We start from the raw sequence: 19,536 nt of genomic DNA, 5'->3' as shown, positions 1-19,536 counted from the left end.
ACCCCAACGACCGGCCTCACCGGCCGGCCTCCGCCACAGCCGCCTCCGGCTCCCCCACCACCGGGGCCACGACCGCCACCTCAGCCGTACGCCGCCCCTGTCCCCGTCCCGCCAGCCGGCACCCCCAGCACTCCGCATGCCCGGCCCGCGCGGTCACGTCGCGTGCCCCCATCCGCCACTGGCTCCGCGGCCGTACGCCCGGAGGCTTGCCCCAGCCGGTCAGGTGCAGGGCCCAGGTGACGAGGACGCTCGCCGCCGTGATGCCGAGGCCGCCCGCGATCAGCGGGGCCGACACCATGCACACCCCTGCCCCCAGTACGGCGGAACCGATGGTCGCGATCGCGGTTCCGGTCCATCCTGCGACCGTATGTCCCTCGTCATACTGGCTCATGTGCCTGCTCCCTCCCGTAGGCAGCGAAACTTCCTCACGATGTAAGAAGTTTAGAGACTAAATCTCTCACGAGCTAAGGCAATAAGAAAAGATGCAAGCCAAGCCGCCGCGTCCCACCGCCACCCCGGCCCAGGCGCTGGACGCGATGGACTCCCTCATCGCGGCCCATCTGCTCGGTCAGCAGGAGATGGCCCAGCGGCTGGGTCTGAACATCACCGACCTGCTCTGCCTCGGCTGCGTCCTGAAGGCCGGCGAGAACCTCCTCACGGCGGGCGACCTCGCGGAACACGCCCACGTCACGACCGGCGCGATGACCGGCATCCTCAACCGGCTGGAACGCGCCGGCTTCGTCACGCGCCGACCCGACCCGGACGACCGCCGCCGGGTCCGCGTGGCCGCCGTACCGGCCGCCGTCGCCCGGGTCGAGGACCTCTACGGCCCCTACTACGCCCGCCTGATCGACCTCTTCGCCGGCTACTCCACCGACGAGATCGCCGTACTCACGGACTGGTTCACGCGGACGACCGGCCTCGCACAGGGGTACATCGACGAACTCCGCGAGCAGGACAAGGCCTGACGCTCGCTACCCCACCTCGCATGGTGGGGTCTGCTCCACCATCGGTCCGGCAGAGCACTCCATCGTTTCCGCAGGCGGACAGCGGAATCGTTGGCCTCGGTTGATCCCGGCCGAAACCGGTCGACTCAGGGCTGAAGCCCCGTCGATACCGGCTGAAGCCCGACTGAGGCAGCGCTGAAGCCGCGCCGGGATGAGCTGAGTCCCTCAGAGGACAGGCCCGCCTGGAAGGAAACCGTCATGGAGTCGCAGCGCCCGTCGATACCGAGCCACCCAAGGGCACCGGGCCACTCGGTGATGCCGGGCCACTCGGTGGTACCGAGCCCGTCGACGCCCGGCCCCCTCTCCTCCTTCGTCCGCTTCGTCGTGTGCGGCGGCGGTGTCGGCCTCCTCTCCAGCGCCGCCGTTCCCCTCCTGGCCGCCGCGATGCCCTGGGCGCTCGCGAACGCCCTGGTCACCGTCGCCTCCACCCTCCTCTGCACCGAGCTGCACGCTCTGTTCACCTTCGGCACCGGACGCCGCCCGGGCCTGCGGCGGCATCTGCAGTCCTCCGGGTCGGCCGGCGCCGCCTACCTCGCCACGACCGCCGCGATGCTCGTACTGCACGCGGTCCAGCCGTCCCCCACACTGCTCCGGGAGCAGGCCGTCTACCTCACCGCCTCCGGGCTGGCCGGCATCGGACGGTTCCTGGTGCTGCGGCTGTTCGTGTTCACCGAACGGAAGAAGCAGGCGGCCCCGGCGAACGCCACCCCGGCCCCGGCTCAGTGCCGCGCTCCGAGGTACTCCTCGACACGGGTCATCGGCCACACCTCACCGATCTTGTGCCGGATGTCGAAGAGGTTCGCCGCATGCACGTCCGCGTCCCGGTCGCCGACCGCCTCCTCCGCCACGACGGGGACGAACCCGTGCTGCATGGCGTCCAGCGCGCTGGCACGTACGCAACCGCTCGTGGTCAGGCCCGCGATGAGGAGGGTGTCCACGCCGTTCGCGGTGAGGTACGCCGACAGTGAGGTGCCGAAGAAGGCGCTCGGGTACTGCTTGGTCACCGTCAACTCGTCCGGCGCCGGGGCGAGTCCGTCGATGAAGTCGCCGTACGGGCTGCCCTCGGCGAACACCCTCAGCGTCGGCACCTTGCGGAAGAAGACCCCGCCGTCGCGGCCGTCGGACCGGAACCGTACGCGGGTGACGACCACGGGAATCCCCGCTAGCCGGGCCGCCGACAGCAGCGCCCTCATCGCCTCCACGGCCGGCTCGACCCCGGCGTACAGCGGACAGTCGCGGTCCACGTACGCGCGGGCCGGGTCGACCAGGAGCAGGGCGGGGGAGGTGCCGGGGGCCAGGTGCCCGGCCAATCCGGCCTGCTCGTAGTCGTCCTCCGGGCCGTCCTCCGGCGGCTCCCGGTGCCGTAACCCGCTCACGCCTGACGGCACTTCATCAGCGGCTGGATGCGCGTGCCGAAGTTCTCGATGCCGTCCAGGAAGTCGTCGAAGACCAGCATGATCCCCTTGGTGCCGTTGACCTCGGCGACCTCGTCGAGCATCTTCGCGACGGTCTCGTACGACCCCACCAGCGTGCCCATGTTGAAGTTCACCGCGCCCTCGGGCAGCACGATGGTGCGGGCGGTCGAGGAGTCGTCGGCGTTGGTGTCCGAGGCCGATTCGCCCGCCATGTACGCGAGGGCGGCGCGGTCGGCGTTGTCGTGGTAGTCCTGCCACTTGGCCTGCGCGGCCTCGTCGGTCTCGTCCGCGATGACCATGAAGAGGGACATCGCGCCGACGTCCCGGCCGGTCTCGCGCGCCGCGTCCACCAGCGTGGCCGTGGTGTCGGCGAACGCCAGCGGCGTGTTGACGCCGCTGCCGAGGATGAAGTTGTAGTCGGCGTGCTCGGCCGCGAACCGCATGCCGGTGTTGCTCTGGCCCGCGGCAACGATGTCGATGTGCCCGTCCGTCGGGCGCGGCGACAGCACGCAGTCGTCCATCTCGTAGAACTCACCCTTGAAGTTGCTGACGCCCTCGCTCCACAGCTCCTTCATCACGGTGACGTACTCGACGGCCCGGTCGTAACGGTTGCCGAAGTGGTCGTCGCCGGGCCACAGCCCCATCTGGGAGTACTCGCCGGGCGCCCAGCCGGTGACGATGTTGATGCCGAAGCGGCCGGGGGCGATCGAGTCGACGGTCGTGGCCATACGGGCGACGATCGCCGGCGGGAGGACCAGGATCGGCGTGGAAGCGTACAGCTTGATCCGGTCCGTCACCGCCGCCAGGCCCGCCATCAGCGTGAAGGACTCCAGGCAGTGGTCCCAGAACTCGGTCTCGCCGCCGAACCCCTTGAGCTTGATCATCGACAGCGCGAAGTCGAGCCCGTGTTCCTCGGCCTTCTGCACGATGGCCTTGTTCAGCTCGAAGGTGGGCAGGTACTGGGGCGAACTCTTCGATATGAGCCAGCCGTTGTTGCCGATGGGGATGAATACGCCGATGTCCATGACACTCCTCAGCGGGTCGGGGGATCCCGGGTGATGCTAAGCGGAGTACATCAACTCGACGTTAGACATTGGCTGTTGACGTCGTGTCGACCGCCCGGGGACGGGGCGTGAGGATCTTGCGAACGATCGATTCGGCCGAGTTCGGAACGGTAGGGTCCACAACATGAACGCTCGGCTGACCCTGCTCGGCACCGTGACCCCCGGTGTCGCGGAAAGCGAGGTCTTCCGGCTGGCCCTGCAGCATGCGGTGGGCGAGCTCGGCGCGCTGGGCGGCATGATCCATCTGCGGGGCCCGATGTCCGCGCTGCGCCTGGTGTCGACGGCCGGACTGCCGCCCGCCCTGACCCGTAGCTGGGAGATCATCGACCAGGAGGGGCCGCTGGCTCCGGCCCGTGCGCTGCACGAGGGGGGCGGGGTCTGGGTCCCCATGGGGGCGGCGGCCGGGGTGACCGGGGCCACCGGTTCCGCAACCGCCTCCGCGTCCGGCTCGCCGACCGCTTCTGTGCCCGGCTCCCGGACCGGTTCTACGCCCCAGTCCTCCTTCGTCCCCCCGCCCCACCCCTCGACCGGCTCGCCGCCCGGCCCCCGGGAAGGCTCCAGGGCACCCAGCTCCTCCCCGACCAGTCCCCTGACCGCCCCCACCCCCGACGCCCAAACCCCCACCTGGCCCGGCACCGGCATCGCCGCCCTGCCGATGTACCGGGGCAGACGCAGCACCGGAGCGCTCAGCGTCCTGATGGGCGACCAGGGTGAACCGGGCCCCGAGCACTGGGAGTTCCTGCGTGCCGTCATCGCGTGGACCGAGGAACGCATGGTCCAGGCACCGCCCACGGCCGGCCCCTCCCGGCCGGCGCAGCCGGAGCAGAGCGGCGAGCGGCTGCGCCAGGCCCTGAAGGAGGTCAGCGTCGGCTCCTGGGACTGGAACATCCAGACCGGCGAACTCCTCTGGGACGAGGCCGCGCTGGAGCTGTACGGCACCCGGCCCGAGGAGTACACCGCCCTGGTCGAGAACTGGATGAGATGCGTCCACCCCGACGACCTGGCGCCGACGCTGGCCCTGGTGGACCGGGCGATCCTGGAGCACGGCGTGTTCGAGGCCGAGTACCGGGTGCGCAAGCTGGACGGCAGCTGGGGCTGGACGCAGGCCCGCGGCAGGGCGACGTACCACGACAACGGCGAGCCGCACCGGATGATCGGCGTCGGCTGGGACAGCAACGAGCCGCGGTCCGCCCGTGACGCGCTCGGCCGGGCACTGCGGCACATGAGCGACGGCTTCCTCGCGATGGACGACGACTGGCGGATCACCTTCGCCAACCTGGAGGCCGAACGCACCCTGGGCTTCTCCGAGGAGGAGCTGTTCGGCCGGCTGCTGTGGGACCTGCCGGCCGCCGAGCAGGTGCCCGGCCTGGAGATCCGCTGCCGGCAGGCCGCCGCCGCGGAGAAGTCGGTCAGCTTCGACGTACGGCTGCCGAGCGGCCGCCTGTGCCACCTCCGGTTCGTCCCGGGCCCCGACGGCCGGACCATCTACTTCACCGACGTCACCGAGAAGCGGCGGCTGGAGGAGGAGCGCCGGGCCGCCGAGCGCGCCGCCACCGAACGGGCCGCGCGGATAGCGGAGTTGACGGCAGCGCTGGCCAAGGCGACCACCTCGAAGGACGTGGTGGACGCGGTCGCCGGCCGGGTGCTGCCGCCGTTCGAGGCGACCGGCCTGGTGGTGCAGGCCGTGGAGGGCGACCGGCTGCACACCGTCGGATCCGTCGGCTACCCGCAGGACATCCTCGACCTCCTCGACGGCCGTGAGCGTACGGAACCCAGCCCGCTGTGGGACGCGGTCCGGGCCGGCACACCGCTGTTCATGTCCTCCCAGCGGGAGTTCGCCGCCCGCTACCCCGAGCTCGCCGACCTGCCGGCCCGCGCCGGCAAGCAGGCCTGGGCGCTGCTCCCGCTGACCGCCTCCGGGCACACCTTCGGCGTCTGCGCGGTCACCTTCGACCACCCGCGCCGCCTCACCGACGAGGAGCGCACCCTCCTCACCGCCACCAGCGCCCTGGTCGCCCAGGCCCTGGAGCGGGCCCGGCTCTTCGACGCCGAGCACACCCGGTCCCGCGAGCTCCAGCGCAGCCTGCTCCCCCGCGACCTGCCCGACCTGCCCGCCTGCACGGCCGCCGCCCGCTACCTCCCGGCCGGGCAGGGCATGGACGTCGGCGGCGACTGGTACGACATCATCCCGCTGTCCGGTGGCCAGGTCGCCCTGGTCGTCGGCGACGTCATGGGCCACGGCCTGCCGGAGGCGGCGACGATGGGCCGGCTGCGCACCGCCGTCCACACCCTCGCCGACCTCGAACTGCCGCCCGACGAGATCATGAGCCACCTCAACGACATCGTCGGCGGCATGGGCGAGGAGTCGTACGTGACCTGTCTGTACGCGCTCTACGACTCCACGACCCGCGTCTGCTCCATATCCAGGGCGGGCCACCCGCCGCCTGCCCTGCTGCACCCCGACGGCACGGTGGTGTTCCCGCCCCTGTCGGCCGACCCGCCGCTCGGCGCCGCCGAGCCTCCCTTCGAGACGACGGAGATCCCGGTCCCCGAGGGCAGCGTGCTGGTGCTGTACACCGACGGCCTGGTGGAGTCGTCCAAGCGCGAGATGGACGAGGGCATGGCGGCCCTCGCCGACGTGCTGCGCACCGCCCACGCGGACGGCACCGCGACGGAGCTCGAACACCTCTGCGAGCAGGTCACCTCCGCCCTTCTGCCGGCCGACCACCAGGCGGCCGACGACGCCGCCTTCCTGCTGGCCCGCCTGCACGCGCTGCCCGCCTCCCGCATGGCCTCCTGGCCCCTGCCCAAGGACCCCAGGGCGGCGGGGCAGGCCCGCAGCCTGATCCGCAAGCAGCTCGCGGCCTGGGGCCTGGAGGACCTCACCCCCACCACCGAGCTCCTGGCCAGCGAACTCGTCGGCAACGTCATCCGCCACGCCAAGGGCCCCCTGCGCCTGCGCCTCCTGCACGACGCCAACCTGATCTGCGAGGTCTTCGACGGCAGCCTGACCATGCCGCGGATACGCCGCGCCACGGAGACCGACGAGGGCGGCCGAGGGCTCCAGCTGGTCACCGCGCTGTCGCAGCGCTGGGGCACGCGGTACACGCCGACCGGCAAGTGCATCTGGACGGAACAGGCCGTACAGCCTACGGCGCCGGACCCGCTGGAGGGGATGTTCCTGGGCGTGGCGGGCCTGGGGGAGGACTTCGACGGCGATCTGGACGCGCTGGCGTGGGGGGACCAGGAGTTCTAGGCGCGCCGTCGCGGGACGGCGTACGCCCTCGGCGCGGCCGTTCCCAGGGAGACCTTGCCGTCACGGGAGTACCGTGAGAACGCCGCACATGGCGCGGCGCTCCGCACGGACCCGGAGTGTGATGCCATGGCCCACCGCCGCACCGATTCGGTCGGTGCCACCAGAGAGCTGCTGCAGAAGCTCGGGGACCTCACCGGCCGGATACTGGACCAGATCAAGTTCCAGCAGGCCCGCGTCGAACTCGCCGCCGCACTCCAGCGCCAAGTCCTCGCCGCGGAGCTCCCGGTGCTGCCGTGTCTGCGCGCGGCGGGGCGGTACACGCCCGCACGGGTCGGGCTGGACATCGGGGGCGACTGGTACGACGGCTTCGTGATGCCGGACGGTTCGGTGGGGTTCGCGATCGGGGACGTCCAGGGCCACGACGTCGAGGCCGCGGCGCTCATGGGGCAGGTACGCACCTGTCTGCGCGCCGTCGCGACCGCCACCACGGACCCGGCGGAGGTCCTCGGCAGGACGAACGACCTCCTCGTCTCGATGGCCACCGAACTCTTCGTGACCTGCTCGTTCCTGCGTTTCGACCCCGTCACCGGAGAGCTCTGCGACGCCCGCGCCGGACACGTCCCGGCCGTGTGGGCCACGGCCGACGGCCGCTGCGAGATCGTCCTGAACGACGGCGGTCTGCCGCTGGGCATCCACGCCGGTGAGCGTTACCCGTCGTCCCGTCGGCGGCTGACCGAGGCGGGCGCGTTCGTACTGCTCACCGACGGTGTCGTGGAGGGCCCCGAGTACCCGCTGGAGGACGGCATGAAGAAGGTGGCCCAACTGGTCGGCGACGCCTGCTGCGCCGACCCGGACGAACTGGCGGCCGAGGTGATCAAGGTCGCCGACCTCACCGGCCACAACGACGACGCCGCGGTCCTGGTCCTGCGTCACGGAAGGCTCGGGGAGCGATCGGGAAGCGGCGGCGAGCCCGGATGACCGCCGTGGCGCCCGAGGCGCGGCTCCGACGGTACGGCACCGAGGCCCTGAAGCTGGCCGCCGTCACCGCCGCGTACTACGGCAGCGCCAAGCTCGGCCTGGAGCAGCAGCTCGTACGCGGTCAGGTCACGCCGTTCTGGCCGCCCACCGGCATCGCCCTCGTCGCCCTGATGCTGTGGGGCCTTCGGATGTGGCCGGCCATCGCCCTCGGGGCGTTCGTGGTGAACGTGACGCTCGGGCCGTCGATCCTCCCCGTCCTCGCCATCGCCGCGAGCAACACCGTAGCCCCGATCTGCGCCTGCCTCCTCCTGCGGCGCGTCGGATTCCGCACGGCGCTCGACCGCCTCCAGGACGCCCTCGCGCTGGTCTTCCTCGGCGCCCTGCTCGGGATGCTGCTCAGCGCGACGATCGGCACCGGCGTCCTGGTGGCCTCCGACGCGCTGTCGGCCGACGACTTCTGGCCGACCTGGTCGGTGTGGTGGACCGGCGACGCCATGGGAATCCTGTTCATCACGCCGCTCCTGCTGGCCACCCGCACGGCCCGGCTGCCCCGCGGCTCGCCCGTGTGGCGCTGGGCGGAGCTCCTGCTGCTGCTCGGCGGCACCGCGGCGATCGCCATGGTGGCCACCCGCACCTCGCTCAACCTCCTCTTCCTCGTCGTCCCCTTCCTGATCTGGGCGGCCTTCCGCTTCCAGCTCCTCGGCGCCGCGCCCTGCGCCCTGATCGCCTCCCTCGTCGCGATCTACGCCGGCTCCGTCGGCTCGGGCCCCTTCGCCGGCCACAACCTCCTGGCCAAGATGGTCATCCTGCAGGCCTTCAACGGCACCGTGGCCCTCACCGCCCTCCTGCTCTCGGCGATCATCGCCGAACGCAACCAGACCCTCCGGGCCCTCCAGGAGGCCTGCGACGACCTCGCCGAAGCCCTGTCCCGACTCACCCCGGACCGGCAACCCGACGTGCGCCCGACCGCCCCGGCGCCCACGTGGGACACCCCGGGCACGGGGGCACGGCGTCGCGATGGCGCAAAAAATCGAACACATGATTGAATTCAGCCATGCGACCGCGACCGTTCCCCGACGACCTGGTCCAGGCCCAGCGGCAGTGGAGCCACACCTACCACCAGCTCGCCGAGCGCCCCGGCCGGACCGAACTGCGCCGGCGCCTCCACCAGCTGTCGACCGCGGTCCTCTTCCACCCCTACTGGCAGGAGCGCGGCAGAACACCGGCGGCATGGTGGGAGCTGCGGAGCCTGGGCCGTGGGGAAAGGAGCTGGAGGTGAGGACCTCCGTGGCGCGCGGCGACGGTACGGGCGATGGCCGCGCTACCGCCTGACGCCCGCCGCCTCCGGGCGATCCTGGCCTACCTCGAGGCCCGGATCGCCGAGAACGAGACCGTCGGCATCTATCTGCGCCTCCAGAGCGACGCCGTACGCACGGCACTCGCCGGCGCCGAGGAAACCCCCCGAACGCCACCCGCCCCCGAGCGACGCCGGCCGACGCTCCCGTCCTTCGCGCCCGGCCACCCCGGGACCTACGTCGTCCAACAGAAGCGCACCCCCGACGGCCCGGAACCCGCCGTGATCCACACGACCGACTGCACGATGATCGAGGGCACCCCCCACCCGATCAGACCCCACGAGGCCCGCGCCGCCCTCACCGACCCCAACATCGAACCGTGCGCGTTCTGCCGCCCCGACAGCGAGTTGGGGATCCTGGACTAAGGGTGCTTCGAAAATCCCGTGCGCCGTTGGTGCTGTGCGGGACTTTCGAAACACCCCCCAGCCGCCTAGAGCCGCTTCACGTTCCGGTCCAGGATCACCCGGAGCCGGTCGACGTCCGCGGGGTCCTGAGCGCCCCGCTTGGGCAGGAGCGCCACTCCGGCCGCCCGGTCACCGGCCAGCAGCACGAAGAGCCCGGGCGTCTCCAGATACTCCCGGACCACCGTCCACTCCATGCTGAAGGACGCGCGCTCGCCGGCGGTGGCCGCACCACGGTCGTCGGCCACCGTCCGGCACTGCCCGTACGGCTCCACCATGCTGAACATCCGGCGGGCCATGGTGCGCAGCCCCCGCAGAGTGCCCCAGCAGGTGACGGACACGGTCAGCACCAGCGAGACGATCCACACGGGCAGCGGAGCATCCCGCAGAACCGAGAAGACACTCACGGCGACCACCCCAGCCACCGGCGCCATGAGTACCTGGACCCGCCCCGCCGGTGACCGACGAGCTCGCGCCCGCAGCGCCTCTTCGAAGTCCGCCGCCGTCGGCCGGTAGACCAACTCCACGGCCGTTCCCCGATCCGCGTCCTGATGTGAGGTAGCCCCGCCCCTGGTGTCCATGAGCAGGATCGTAGCGAGGCAGAGGACAAGGCCCCGTGGAGCAACCTTCTGATCCGTAGCTCTCCACAGATCGGCCATCGAAGGTCATACAGGCCGCGGTGCGGGCCATGAGGGGCCCGCTTCGCGCCGGCGACGCGCCCCGGCCGGCAGGGACGAAGGCGTCGGAGGTTCTTATGGCCCTGGTTGAGCCCGAGTGGGTAGCCGTGGGCTGGCCGACCCGGTGTGTCCGCGGACGTCGTGCAGGCTTCCGGTTACGTTCGCGGAGGCTAAGGAGGCTGTGATGACCGATCACCCGAACATCGCCGTGTTCCAACGGGCCATGGCCGCCTTCACGGCAGGCGACATGGAGGCGCTGGCGGAGGTGTTCCACCCCGACGTGGTGTGGCACAACACGGGCCAAGGCCCGCTGGCGGGTGACTTCCATGGCCGCGAGGCCGCCTTCGCTCTGTTCCAACGGGAATTTCAGATGTCAGGTGGCACGTACCGCCCGCGACTGCACGATGTACTCGCCAACGACGAGCACACGGTCGCCCTCCTCCACGCCACGGCCTCGCGTGAAGGCAAGGAACTCGACATGGACTACGTGATCGTCTTCCACATCCGAGACGGCAGGATCACCGAGGGCTGGGACCTGTGGGCCAATCAGCGGGCGTATGACGAGTTTTGGTCGTAGCGGCGGCAAGCTGCGGACTGCTGCAAGGACGGTTGGCCAAGTTGCTCAGAGTTGGTCGCTCCGGTCCGGGGGTCGGAGCCGGGATCACGGTCGCGGAGCACTTCCGGGCGGCCTAGCCTGAGATCAAGGGTCCTCGAGTGGAAAGGAGCCTTGAGATGCATTTCGTCCTGCTTGCGACCCACGATCCGGAAGTCTGTCCGACGGCCAACGCGACGACACGCGACCTGCTGCTGAAGACCGCTCCTGACATGCCGAACCTCGCCCAGAAGGCAGGCGTCGACATCGTGGCCGGTCCCTTCGTCAACCGTGAGCACGTGGTTGTCGCGGTCGTCCAGTCCGACAAGATCGAGAATGTCGACCGCTTCCTGATGGAGGCCCGCCTCCCTCACTGGAACCGCGTGCGCGTGCTGCCGTCGCTGACCATGGAAGAAGGCCTCGCCGAGGTCGAAGCCCAGACGCCGATCTTCTGACCCACCCGCTCAGACCGGGGCTGCGCTTCGGACGCAAACTGAGACCGCACTTCACTGCTGTACGCCCCGAAACGCAAGAGGCCCCGGATCTCTCCGGGGCCTCTTACCTATGTGCACTCGGCAGGATTCGAACCTGCAACCTTCTGATCCGTAGTCAGATGCTCTATCCGTTAAGCTACGAGTGCTTGTTCAGTTTTCCGCCGCTCCCGGCCCTTCCGGCCCGCTCGCGGCGACAGGAAGAACATTACATGACTGCCGCCGCCATGTGAAATCCGTTTGCCGCACCCCTTGTGACCTGCGGAAACAGCCGTATAGAACCACGAAGCCCCGGTCCGCTGGACCGGGGCTTCGTGATCTGGCGCGGAGGCGGAGGGATTTGAACCCTCGATGGGCTTTAAGACCCAAACCGCATTAGCAGTGCGGCGCCATAGACCGGACTAGGCGACGCCTCCAGCACAGCCGCTCGCGCGAGCGCGAGTGGTGCGTGCAGATGATGACACAGTCGAGCGTGCTGTCACCAATCGACCTCCACGGTACTAGGCGGGGAGGCCGCAGGGCAAAGCTCTTCCCGGCGCGCTTCCCGGGCGTCGGGACGGAACGCGACCGGGCCGGGGGTGGGCGCAACGTCCAGGGGCGTGCGGCGTTAGTCAGGTCATGTTGCAGGTCAACCGTTCCGCCGCGGCCGGGCGCCTTCGCCGGGCTCTCCTCGTCACCGCCGGTTCCCTCGCCGCCGTCGGCTCCACCGCCCTCGCGCCCGCCGCGTACGCCCACGCCGCGCCGCTCTCCCTCGCTTCCCCGTCCCTCCAGGACGCCGGCCGCTCCGGCGATCACCTCACGGTCACCGTCCGTGACGCCGGCGGCGGTGCCGACGGGACGTACGAGCTGTCCTGTCATCCGGCCGGGGGCGATCACCCCGACGCCGACGGCGCCTGTGCCGCGCTCGACCGCGGTACCCGGTGGGGCAAGGACACCTTCGCCCCCGTACCGCAGGGCAGCCTCTGCACCATGCAGTACGGCGGGGCGGCCACCGCCCGGGTCACCGGCACGTGGGCCGGGCGGCCCGTGGACGCGCGGTTCGACCGCGGTGACGGGTGCGAGATCGCACGGTGGGACCGGCTGGTGCCGCTCCTTCCCGACCTGCGGCAGACGGGGCGGCCGTAGAGCGGACGAGCCGCCCGGCGAGCCACTCGTCGAGCCACCCCGTCAGGGAAGCAGGGGGTCCGGTACGTCGTCGCACAGACTTTCCATGGCGGAAGCACCGGCCCCGTAAAAGTCCCGCGAAGGTCTCGCGAAGTCGGAATGGCACCGGAAGTGCACAGGAAAGGACGTCGGCAGGGGCGGTCATACGTTCTGGGTCACTTCCTCGTGCGACCTGCCTCTCATCCGGCGTCGCGAGCGCAACCCCAGCCCTTAGACTCCCTCGCGTGACACGCCGCGGGCCGGTTGGCAAGATGGCCCGAGCGGTCGGCAAGGTGCGGTAACAGGGAGGAAGCGTCTCGTGAGCAGCAGGCCATCCCGAGGCGCTGCTCGCCTCGCAGCCATACTGGACGCGCTGCCCGACGCGTTGGTGCTGGTCAACGCCAATGGGACCGTCGTCAACGCCAACACCATCGCCCTGGAGGCCTTCGAGGCACCGGGGACGGCTCTGGTGGGGCGGGGGCTGCTCGATCTGCTGCCGCAGTTCGACTCGAAGCTGATCCCGGGCTCCATGCGGCGGCCCGACCACATGGACCCGCAGGGACGGACCAAGCCGACCCGGATGATGGCCCGGCGGACCGACGGCAGCGAGTTCCCGGTCGAGGTCACGTCCGCGAATCTGGAGAACAGCCAGCAGGCCTACGACAGCTACGGCTACAGCGGCGACGAACTGCTGATGCTCGTCGTCCGGGATCTGACCGGGACCGTCGACACCGAGGCCGAGCTGGCGCGTTCACAGCGGCAGACCGAGATGATCCTGCGCGCCGCCTCCGAGGGCGTGGTCGGCACCGACACCGACGGGCGGATCGTCCTCGTCAACCCGGCCGCCGCCCAGATACTGGGTTACCGGGCCAGCGACCTGGGCGGCCGCGAGCTGCACACGCTCGTCCTGCACTCCCGTCCCGACGGCTCCCCCTTCCCGTACGAGGAGTCCCCGCTCGCCGACACCCTGCGCTCCGGGCGCAAGCACCGGGTGCGCGGGCAGGTGCTGTTCGCCAAGAACGGCGACAAGGTGCCGGTCGACCTGACGACCGCGCCGGTGCGCGACGGCGACCAACTCGTCGGCGCCGTGATGACCTTCGCCGACCGGCGGCCCTTCGACGCCCTTGCCGAGGAGAAGACCGCCGCCGAGCAGCAGCACGCCGAGGAGCTGGAGCGGCTCGCCGAGGAGCACGCCTCCGAGCTGACCGCGCTGCGGCAGAAGCAGGTCGCCGAACTCGAGGAGCTCAAGGAGCGGCACGAGGAGGAACTCGCCGCGGGCGAGGAGCGGTACGCCGCGCTCGGGGAGCGGGAGAAGGACCGGTACGAGGCACTGGCGGGCCGGCACGAGCAGCTGCTGACGCTGCTCGCCCGCTCGCTGCGGGGCCCGCTCGACGAACTCCGCCGTGAGCTGGCCGCGCTCGCCGCGGACGACGCGGGCCAGCTGTGGCCCGAGGCCAACCAGGTGCTGCACCATCTGTCGGCCGGCTATTCGCGCATCACGACGCTCATCGACAACGTCCTCGGCTACCAGCGGCTCGACACGGGCGGCGACGCGATCGTCCGTACGAAGGTGATGCTCGACGCCGTCGTCGCCGCCGGTGTCGACGGGGCCGTCGAGCTCATCGGACCCGGGCGGGTGCAGTTCGCCGTGCACGCGCCGCCCATCGAGGCCGAGGTCGACCCGCAGCGCCTCGCCACCGCGCTCGCGCATCTCGTCGCGGACGTGGCGGGGGTCGACGCGACCGGGAACTCCCCGGTGTCGGCGGGCGGTTACCTGGACAACACCGTCGTGGTCGCGGCGGCGCAGCGCGGTGAGGTCGTACGGATCGAGGTGCGCGGGCCGTATGCCGGGGGAGACCCGGTGCACGAGCCGATCGTGCGCGGGATCGTGCGGGCCCACGGCGGTGTGCTCCAGACGCACGACGTGCCGGGGATGAGCGGCAGCGCGTACGTCCTCGAAGTGCCCATCGGGGGCGGTGCCGGTGCCGTGCCCGCGGCTCCCGGCGGCCCCGCCGCCCTGGAGGCCGGTGACGGGACCGGGGGCGTTGCCCAGGGTGCAGAGCAGGGCATGGAGCAGGGTGCCGGTGGCGGTCGGCGGCGGGCCCGGCGGTCCTCCGTGGACGCCTTCCTGGAGAGCGACACGCCCGGTGCCGACGCCGAGGGCGGGGCCGCCGACGCGGAGGGTGCGGCGCCCACCGGGCGTCGGCGCAGGCGCGCGGCGGCAGCACCCGAACTGCTTCAGGGCACCGGTGACGCGGGCGGCGAGGCCTCCGGCGGTACCGGGCGGCGGCGCGGTCGGCCGGCCGAGGACGGCCAGGACTCCGTGGACGGTCTGGACGGCGCGGACGGCCTGGACGGCGTCGGCGGTGTCGCCGAGGGGGCCGTCGTCACGGCCGCCGAGCATGCGGCGGGGACCGCGGCCGCCGGGAACAACCTGGGCGGGACCGTGCCGCCGCAGGGCGTGCCCGCGCCCGCCGGACGACGCGCCCGGCGCGACGGCGGGGAGCAGCACGCTCTGCCGCCCGCCCTGCCCGCGGCCGGTGACTCCGCGCGGACGCCTTCCGGGTCCGGTCCGGCAGGTACGGCCGGCCAGGGCGAGGCTCCTCAGCCGACGGGGCGGCGCCGACGTGCGCTGGCCGCGGCGGCCGAGCGCAGTGCCGCGGCCGCGCAGGCGCAGGAGGCTGGGCCCCGCCCGGTGTTCGCGCTGCCGCCTGCCGAGGCGGACCGCGCCGGTGCCGCGCCCGCGGAGGGGACGGGCGACGCCACCGCCGCGCCGAGCGCGCCGGTGGCTCCGGCCGCCCACGCGAACATGACTCCGGCTTCGCCGGTGGCTCCGGCTCCGGGTCAGGCACCGGTTCCGGCTCCTGCTCCGGTCCCGGTTCAGGTTCCCGGGCAGGGGGCTCCCGGGGACGTTCTGGCCGACGAGGGCCGGCACGATGCCGTGCCGCACGACCAGGCCGAGGACCACACCCCGCCTCAGCCGCACCCCACCACCGCACCGACCGGACGTCGCCGACGGGCCGTGGCGCAGCCCGCGGAGGCGGCTTCGGCCCAGCCGGCTCCCGCACAGGCAGCCCCGGTAGCCCCAGCGCAGGCCGGGCAGCCCCAGCCCGCCCCTGGTGTGCCCCTTCCCGCCGAGGCACCCGAGCAGGGCACTCCGGCGCAGGGTGTCCCGGCCCCGCAGCCGTGGCCCGCCGCTGACGACACCCCGGACGCCGGGACGGCCGTACCGGCGAACGTCGCCGCCACCGCCGTACCGCCGCATCCGAACGCCCCCCAGCCCGCACCGGGCACTCCGGCGCCGGGAACGCCGCTGCCGCCGGAGGCCGCCGCGGCTGCCGGGGCAGGTACCGGTGCCGGTCGGCAGGAGCGGGCGGCGGCCCAGCCGCTGCCGGCCGAGGCCGGCGTCTCCGGCGCCACTGCCGCCGCGCCGGTGGACCCGAACTCGACGCAGGGGCGCGCGATCAGTGTGCGGACCCTGGGGCAGGGTGTGCCGTTCACGCGGCAGGCGGCCCAGGTGCAGCAGCCCGCGCCGTCGTCGGCGACGCCTCCCCCGCATCAGACCAACGGCGGACGGCGCCGCAAGCTCGGTACGCCGCCCGACCCGGCCGCGCGGGCCGGTGCCGCGACCGAGCAGACGGCGCGCCCGCATCCGTCGGCCGACCAACCGCCGGTGCCCGCAGAGCCCCAGACCCAACCGCAGCCCTCCCTGGGCGGGCAGCCGCAGCCCCAGCCGTCGCCGGCCGGGCAGTCGCGGCTCGCGCCGATGACCGAGGGCGCCGGACGCTCGTACGCCATAGGCGCCCCGGACGAGAACGCGGCCGAAGGGCCCGAGCCGTTGGACGGGCCGGGCGGGGCCGTCGAGGTCGCCGACACTCCGCGGCCGCAGCCGATGGACGACGAACTGCCCCCGGAGCCGCTCGACAACCCGCGGCGGCTGCTGGTGTGGCCCGCGCCGGATGTGACGACCCAGCAGGCGCTGAGCGACCGCGGCTACCGGCCGGTCATCGTGCACTCGCGCGAGGAGGTCGACGCGCAGATCGCGGCGTTCCCGGCCGCGCTGTTCGTCGACCCGCTGACCGGGCCGATCACGCGGACCGCGCTGCAGTCGCTGCGGCAGGCCGCGGTCGCCGCCTCGGTGCCGGTGATGGTGACGGCGGGGCTCGGACAGGCCTCGCGGGAGGCGGCGTACGGCGCCGATCCCGCCGTACTCCTCAAGGCGCTGGCGCCTCGGGACAGTGAGCAGCATCCGCCGCGGGTGCTGCTGATCGAGGAGCACGCGGAGATCGCGCTGGCGCTGACGGCGACGTTGGAGCGGCGCGGGATGCAGGTGGCGCGGGCCGCGAGCGACGCGGACGCGGTGGCGCTGGCCGGTGACTTCCGGCCGAACCTGGTCGTGATGGACCTGATGCAGGTGCATCACCGCCGGGCCGGGATCGTCGACTGGCTGCGCGCGAACGGGCAGCTCAACCGCACCCCGCTCGTCGTCTACACCGCCGCCGTCGACCAGGCGGACCTGCCGCGGCTGGCCTCCGGCGAGACGGTGCTGTTCCTGGCGGAACGGTCGACGAGCGGTGAGGTGCAGGGGCGGATCGTGGATCTGCTGTCGAGGATCGGGACCAACTGAGGGACGGTACGGCGGCGCCCGTTCGAGGGGCGCGGGGCTGTGTCGATGTGCGGCTGCTGCCGCGTGGGCGCGACCGGCCACGGACAACCCGCGGCCGGCCTGCGACAGTTCCCCGTCCCCCGCGACGGTGCCCCGTCAGAGCTGGGTGACGTCCAGCCCACCCTCCGCGTACTGCCTGCGCAGCACCTTCTTGTCGAACTTGCCGACGCTCGTCTTCGGCACCGCCCCGATGACCGTCCAGCGCTCCGGGAGCTGCCACTTGGCGATCTTGCCCTCCTCGGCGAGGAAGGTGCGCAGGGCCTCGAAGTCGGTGGTGGAGCCCTCCTTCAACACGACCGTGGCCAGCGGGCGCTCGCCCCACTTGTCGTCCGGAACGGCGACGACGGCGGCCTCGGCGACGTCCGGGTGGGACATCAGCGCGTTCTCCAGCTCGACCGAGGAGATCCACTCGCCGCCGGACTTGATGACGTCCTTGGCGCGGTCGGTGAGGGTGAGGAAGCCGTCGGGGGAGATGATGCCGACGTCGCCGGTCTTCAGCCAGCCGTCCTCGCTGAACTTGTCGGCGGGGCGCAGGGGTTCGGCGTCGGAGCCGTTGTAGTAGGCGCCCGCGATCCAGGGGCCGCGGACCTCCAGTTCGCCGGCCGACTCGCCGTCCCACGGGATGCGCTCGCCGCCGGGGCCGGTGAGGCGCGCCTCGACGCTCGTCGGGAAACGGCCCTGGGTGAGCCGGTACGCGAACTCCTCCGCCGTACCGACCGCGTGGGCCGGCGGCCGGGCGACCGTGCCGAGCGGGGAGGTCTCCGTCATGCCCCAGGCGTGGCAGACCCGCATGCCCAGCTTGTCGAACGCCTCCATGAGCGAGGGCGGACAGGCCGAACCGCCAATGGTGACCTGGCCGAGGGTGGAGACGTCCCGCGGCTTCGCGGTGAGCTCGGCGAGCAGGCCCTGCCAGATGGTGGGGACGGCGGCCGCGTGCGTCGGCTTCTCGCCCTCGATCATCTCGGCGAGCGGCGCGGGCTGCAGGAAGCGGTCCGGCATCAGCATGTTGACGCCGGTCATGAAGGTGGCGTGCGGCAGGCCCCAGGCGTTGACGTGGAACTGCGGCACCACGATCAGCGAGGTGTCCTGATCGGTCAGGCCCATCGACTGGGTCATGTTGACCTGCATGGAGTGCAGGTAGACCGAGCGGTGGGAGTAGACGACGCCCTTCGGGTCCCCGGTCGTGCCGGAGGTGTAGCACATGGAGGCGGCCTGCCGCTCGTCCAGCTCCGGCCAGTCGTACGACGTCGGCTTCCCGGCGATCAGCTCCTCGTACTCGTGCACCTGCACGGCCGCGTCCGCCAGCCCGGAACGGTCACCCGGCCCCGACACCACCACGTGCTCCACCGTCTTGAGGTGGGGCAGGAGCGGGGCGAGCAGGGGGAGCAGTGAACCGTTGGCGATCACTACGCGGTCGGCGGCGTGGTTGACGATCCAGGCCAGCTGCTCGGCCGGGAGGCGCAGGTTGAGGGTGTGCAGGATCGCGCCCATGGAGGGGATCGCGAAGTAGGCCTCGACGTGCTCGGCGTTGTTCCACATCAGGGTCGCGACCCGCTCGTCGCCGGTCACGCCCAGGTCCTCGCGCAGGGCGTGCGCCAGCTGTGCCGCACGGGCCCCGACCTCGGCGAAGGAACGGCGGTGCGGCTCGGCCTCGCCGGTCCATGTGGTGACCTGTGATGTGCCGTGAATCGTCGACCCGTGGGTCAGGATCCTCGAGATCAGCAGCGGTACGTCCTGCATGGTGCTCAGCACGGCGTCCTCCCGGGGCGACATTGCCTACGCGGTAGTAAGGGTTGCGGAGATTCTGCGCGCATACCGCGCGGTATGTCACTAGGGTCGGGTGATCGATCATGTCACGTTGCGTTCACAGAGCTCTCCCGCTAAGGGTGCGGTGAAACCCGCCCAGCCTCTGGACTACCGGGCCAGCACCAGCTCGGGGTCCTCGCGCAGCTTCCCGAGCGCTCTCGACACCGCCGACTTCACCGTGCCGACGGAGACGCCGAGCACCTCGGCCGTCTGGACCTCGCTGAGATCCTCGTAGTACCGCAGGACGACCATCGCCCGCTGCCGCGCCGGCAGCCGCATGATCGCGCGCCACATCGCGTCGTGCAGCGCCTGCTGCTCGGCCGGGTCGTTGTCGTGACCGGGCATCGGCTCGGGCTCGGGGAGCTCGTCGCAGGCGAACTCGTCGACCTTGCGCTTGCGCCACTGCGACGTCCGCGTGTTCAGCAGGGCCCGGCGCACATAGCCGTCGAGCGCGCGATGGTCCTCGATGCGCTCCCACGCCACGTATGTCTTCGTGAGCGCGGTCTGCAGCAGGTCCTCGGCGTCGCTGGGGTTCGCGGTCAGCGATCGGGCGGTACGCAGCAGTACCGGCTGGCGGGCCCTCATGTACGACGTGAAGGAGGGATACATCGCGTTCGGAAGGGACCGCGTCGCGGCGTCGGAAGCGCTGGTGCAGACGGGTGTGGTCATGGCTCCACGCTATGAG

At 71.8% G+C, this 19,536-nt stretch carries 16 protein-coding genes, 2 tRNA genes and 1 pseudogene; 11 read left to right on the top strand and 8 right to left on the bottom strand.

The window, feature by feature from the left end; genetic code table 11:
• Positions 1–16: 16 nt before the first annotated feature.
• Positions 17–391: an HGxxPAAW family protein gene (locus ACFZBP_RS09510; RefSeq protein WP_391411388.1), complete on the bottom strand. Its 375-nt coding sequence runs from the start codon at positions 389–391 to the stop codon at positions 17–19.
• Positions 392–482: 91 nt separating this feature from the next.
• On the opposite strand from ACFZBP_RS09510, the gene ACFZBP_RS09505 reads away from it, so the two are divergent.
• Positions 483–968: a MarR family transcriptional regulator gene (locus ACFZBP_RS09505; RefSeq protein ID WP_391411386.1), complete on the top strand. Its 486-nt coding sequence runs from the start codon at positions 483–485 to the stop codon at positions 966–968.
• A gap of 294 nt (positions 969–1,262) precedes the next feature.
• A pseudogene (locus ACFZBP_RS09500) lies at positions 1,263–1,727 on the top strand (hypothetical protein); the annotation flags it as partial.
• Here ACFZBP_RS09500 and ACFZBP_RS09495 read toward each other — a convergent pair.
• Positions 1,727–2,383 (bottom strand): isochorismatase family protein, encoded by a 657-nt coding sequence (locus ACFZBP_RS09495; RefSeq protein WP_391411384.1) that lies wholly within the window; start codon positions 2,381–2,383, stop codon positions 1,727–1,729. The pseudogene ACFZBP_RS09500 and the gene ACFZBP_RS09495 sit on opposite strands and share 1 nt — an antisense overlap.
• Positions 2,380–3,447 carry a pyrimidine utilization protein A gene (rutA, locus tag ACFZBP_RS09490; protein ID WP_383449583.1) on the bottom strand — a complete coding sequence of 356 codons (1,068 nt, stop codon included), beginning with the start codon at positions 3,445–3,447 and terminating at the stop codon, positions 2,380–2,382. The genes ACFZBP_RS09495 and rutA overlap by 4 nt, the downstream gene beginning before the upstream one ends.
• A 163-nt stretch (positions 3,448–3,610) precedes the next feature.
• Here rutA and ACFZBP_RS09485 point away from each other — a divergent pair, with 163 nt between their 5' ends.
• From ACFZBP_RS09485 to ACFZBP_RS09465, 5 genes are all read left to right on the top strand, one after another.
• Entirely contained in the window at positions 3,611–6,742 is a 3,132-nt protein-coding gene (locus tag ACFZBP_RS09485; protein ID WP_391411381.1) for a SpoIIE family protein phosphatase, read from the top strand.
• Positions 6,743–6,868: 126 nt separating this feature from the next.
• The gene (locus ACFZBP_RS09480; protein WP_383449585.1) at positions 6,869–7,720 is read left to right on the top strand and encodes a PP2C family protein-serine/threonine phosphatase; all 852 of its coding nucleotides are present in this window, start codon (positions 6,869–6,871) and stop codon (positions 7,718–7,720) included.
• A complete protein-coding gene (locus tag ACFZBP_RS09475) occupies positions 7,717–8,766 on the top strand; it encodes an MASE1 domain-containing protein (RefSeq protein ID WP_391411379.1) in 1,050 nt (349 codons plus the stop codon). The genes ACFZBP_RS09480 and ACFZBP_RS09475 overlap by 4 nt, the downstream gene beginning before the upstream one ends.
• 8 nt (positions 8,767–8,774) lie before the next feature.
• Positions 8,775–8,999 carry a hypothetical protein gene (locus tag ACFZBP_RS09470; RefSeq protein WP_383449587.1) on the top strand — a complete coding sequence of 75 codons (225 nt, stop codon included), beginning with the start codon at positions 8,775–8,777 and terminating at the stop codon, positions 8,997–8,999.
• A gap of 33 nt (positions 9,000–9,032) precedes the next feature.
• Entirely contained in the window at positions 9,033–9,440 is a 408-nt protein-coding gene (locus ACFZBP_RS09465) for a DUF6233 domain-containing protein (protein ID WP_391411376.1), read from the top strand.
• A gap of 65 nt (positions 9,441–9,505) precedes the next feature.
• Here the strand turns inward: ACFZBP_RS09465 and ACFZBP_RS09460 are convergent, their stop codons facing one another.
• Complete coding sequence (locus tag ACFZBP_RS09460) at positions 9,506–10,057, bottom strand: YcxB family protein (protein WP_391411374.1); 552 nt, start codon at positions 10,055–10,057, stop codon at positions 9,506–9,508.
• 280 nt (positions 10,058–10,337) lie between these two features.
• Between ACFZBP_RS09460 and ACFZBP_RS09455 the strand changes: the two genes are divergently transcribed.
• Both ACFZBP_RS09455 and ACFZBP_RS09450 read left to right on the top strand, forming a co-directional pair.
• On the top strand, positions 10,338–10,730 hold the full coding sequence (locus ACFZBP_RS09455; RefSeq protein WP_383449590.1) for a nuclear transport factor 2 family protein: 393 nt from the start codon (positions 10,338–10,340) through the stop codon (positions 10,728–10,730).
• Between the two features lie 155 nt (positions 10,731–10,885).
• A complete protein-coding gene (locus ACFZBP_RS09450) occupies positions 10,886–11,200 on the top strand; it encodes a hypothetical protein (protein WP_391411372.1) in 315 nt (104 codons plus the stop codon).
• A gap of 112 nt (positions 11,201–11,312) precedes the next feature.
• Here the strand turns inward: ACFZBP_RS09450 and ACFZBP_RS09445 are convergent.
• Positions 11,313–11,385 (bottom strand) — tRNA-Arg (locus ACFZBP_RS09445).
• Between the two features lie 176 nt (positions 11,386–11,561).
• A tRNA-Ser gene (locus ACFZBP_RS09440) sits at positions 11,562–11,652 on the bottom strand.
• Positions 11,653–11,854: 202 nt separating this feature from the next.
• On the opposite strand from ACFZBP_RS09440, the gene ACFZBP_RS09435 reads away from it, so the two are divergent.
• Both ACFZBP_RS09435 and ACFZBP_RS09430 read left to right on the top strand, forming a co-directional pair.
• On the top strand, positions 11,855–12,361 hold the full coding sequence (locus ACFZBP_RS09435) for an SSI family serine proteinase inhibitor (protein ID WP_383449592.1): 507 nt from the start codon (positions 11,855–11,857) through the stop codon (positions 12,359–12,361).
• 337 nt (positions 12,362–12,698) lie between these two features.
• A complete protein-coding gene (locus ACFZBP_RS09430; RefSeq protein ID WP_391411369.1) occupies positions 12,699–17,006 on the top strand; it encodes a PAS domain-containing protein in 4,308 nt (1,435 codons plus the stop codon).
• Between the two features lie 135 nt (positions 17,007–17,141).
• Here ACFZBP_RS09430 and ACFZBP_RS09425 read toward each other — a convergent pair whose 3' ends face one another.
• Together ACFZBP_RS09425 and ACFZBP_RS09420 are read right to left on the bottom strand one after the other, a co-directional pair.
• Complete coding sequence (locus tag ACFZBP_RS09425) at positions 17,142–18,818, bottom strand: long-chain fatty acid--CoA ligase (RefSeq protein WP_383449594.1); 1,677 nt, start codon at positions 18,816–18,818, stop codon at positions 17,142–17,144.
• A 141-nt stretch (positions 18,819–18,959) separates the two neighbouring features.
• Positions 18,960–19,520: a SigE family RNA polymerase sigma factor gene (locus ACFZBP_RS09420; RefSeq protein ID WP_383449595.1), complete on the bottom strand. Its 561-nt coding sequence runs from the start codon at positions 19,518–19,520 to the stop codon at positions 18,960–18,962.
• Positions 19,521–19,536 lie beyond the last annotated feature (16 nt).

It is taken from the genome of Streptomyces sp. NPDC008086, from assembly GCF_042957325.1.
In the GTDB taxonomy this organism is placed as follows: domain Bacteria; phylum Actinomycetota; class Actinomycetes; order Streptomycetales; family Streptomycetaceae; genus Streptomyces.
Note: the sequence above shows the minus strand (reverse complement) of the source record. Positions and strands in the feature narration are given on the sequence as shown.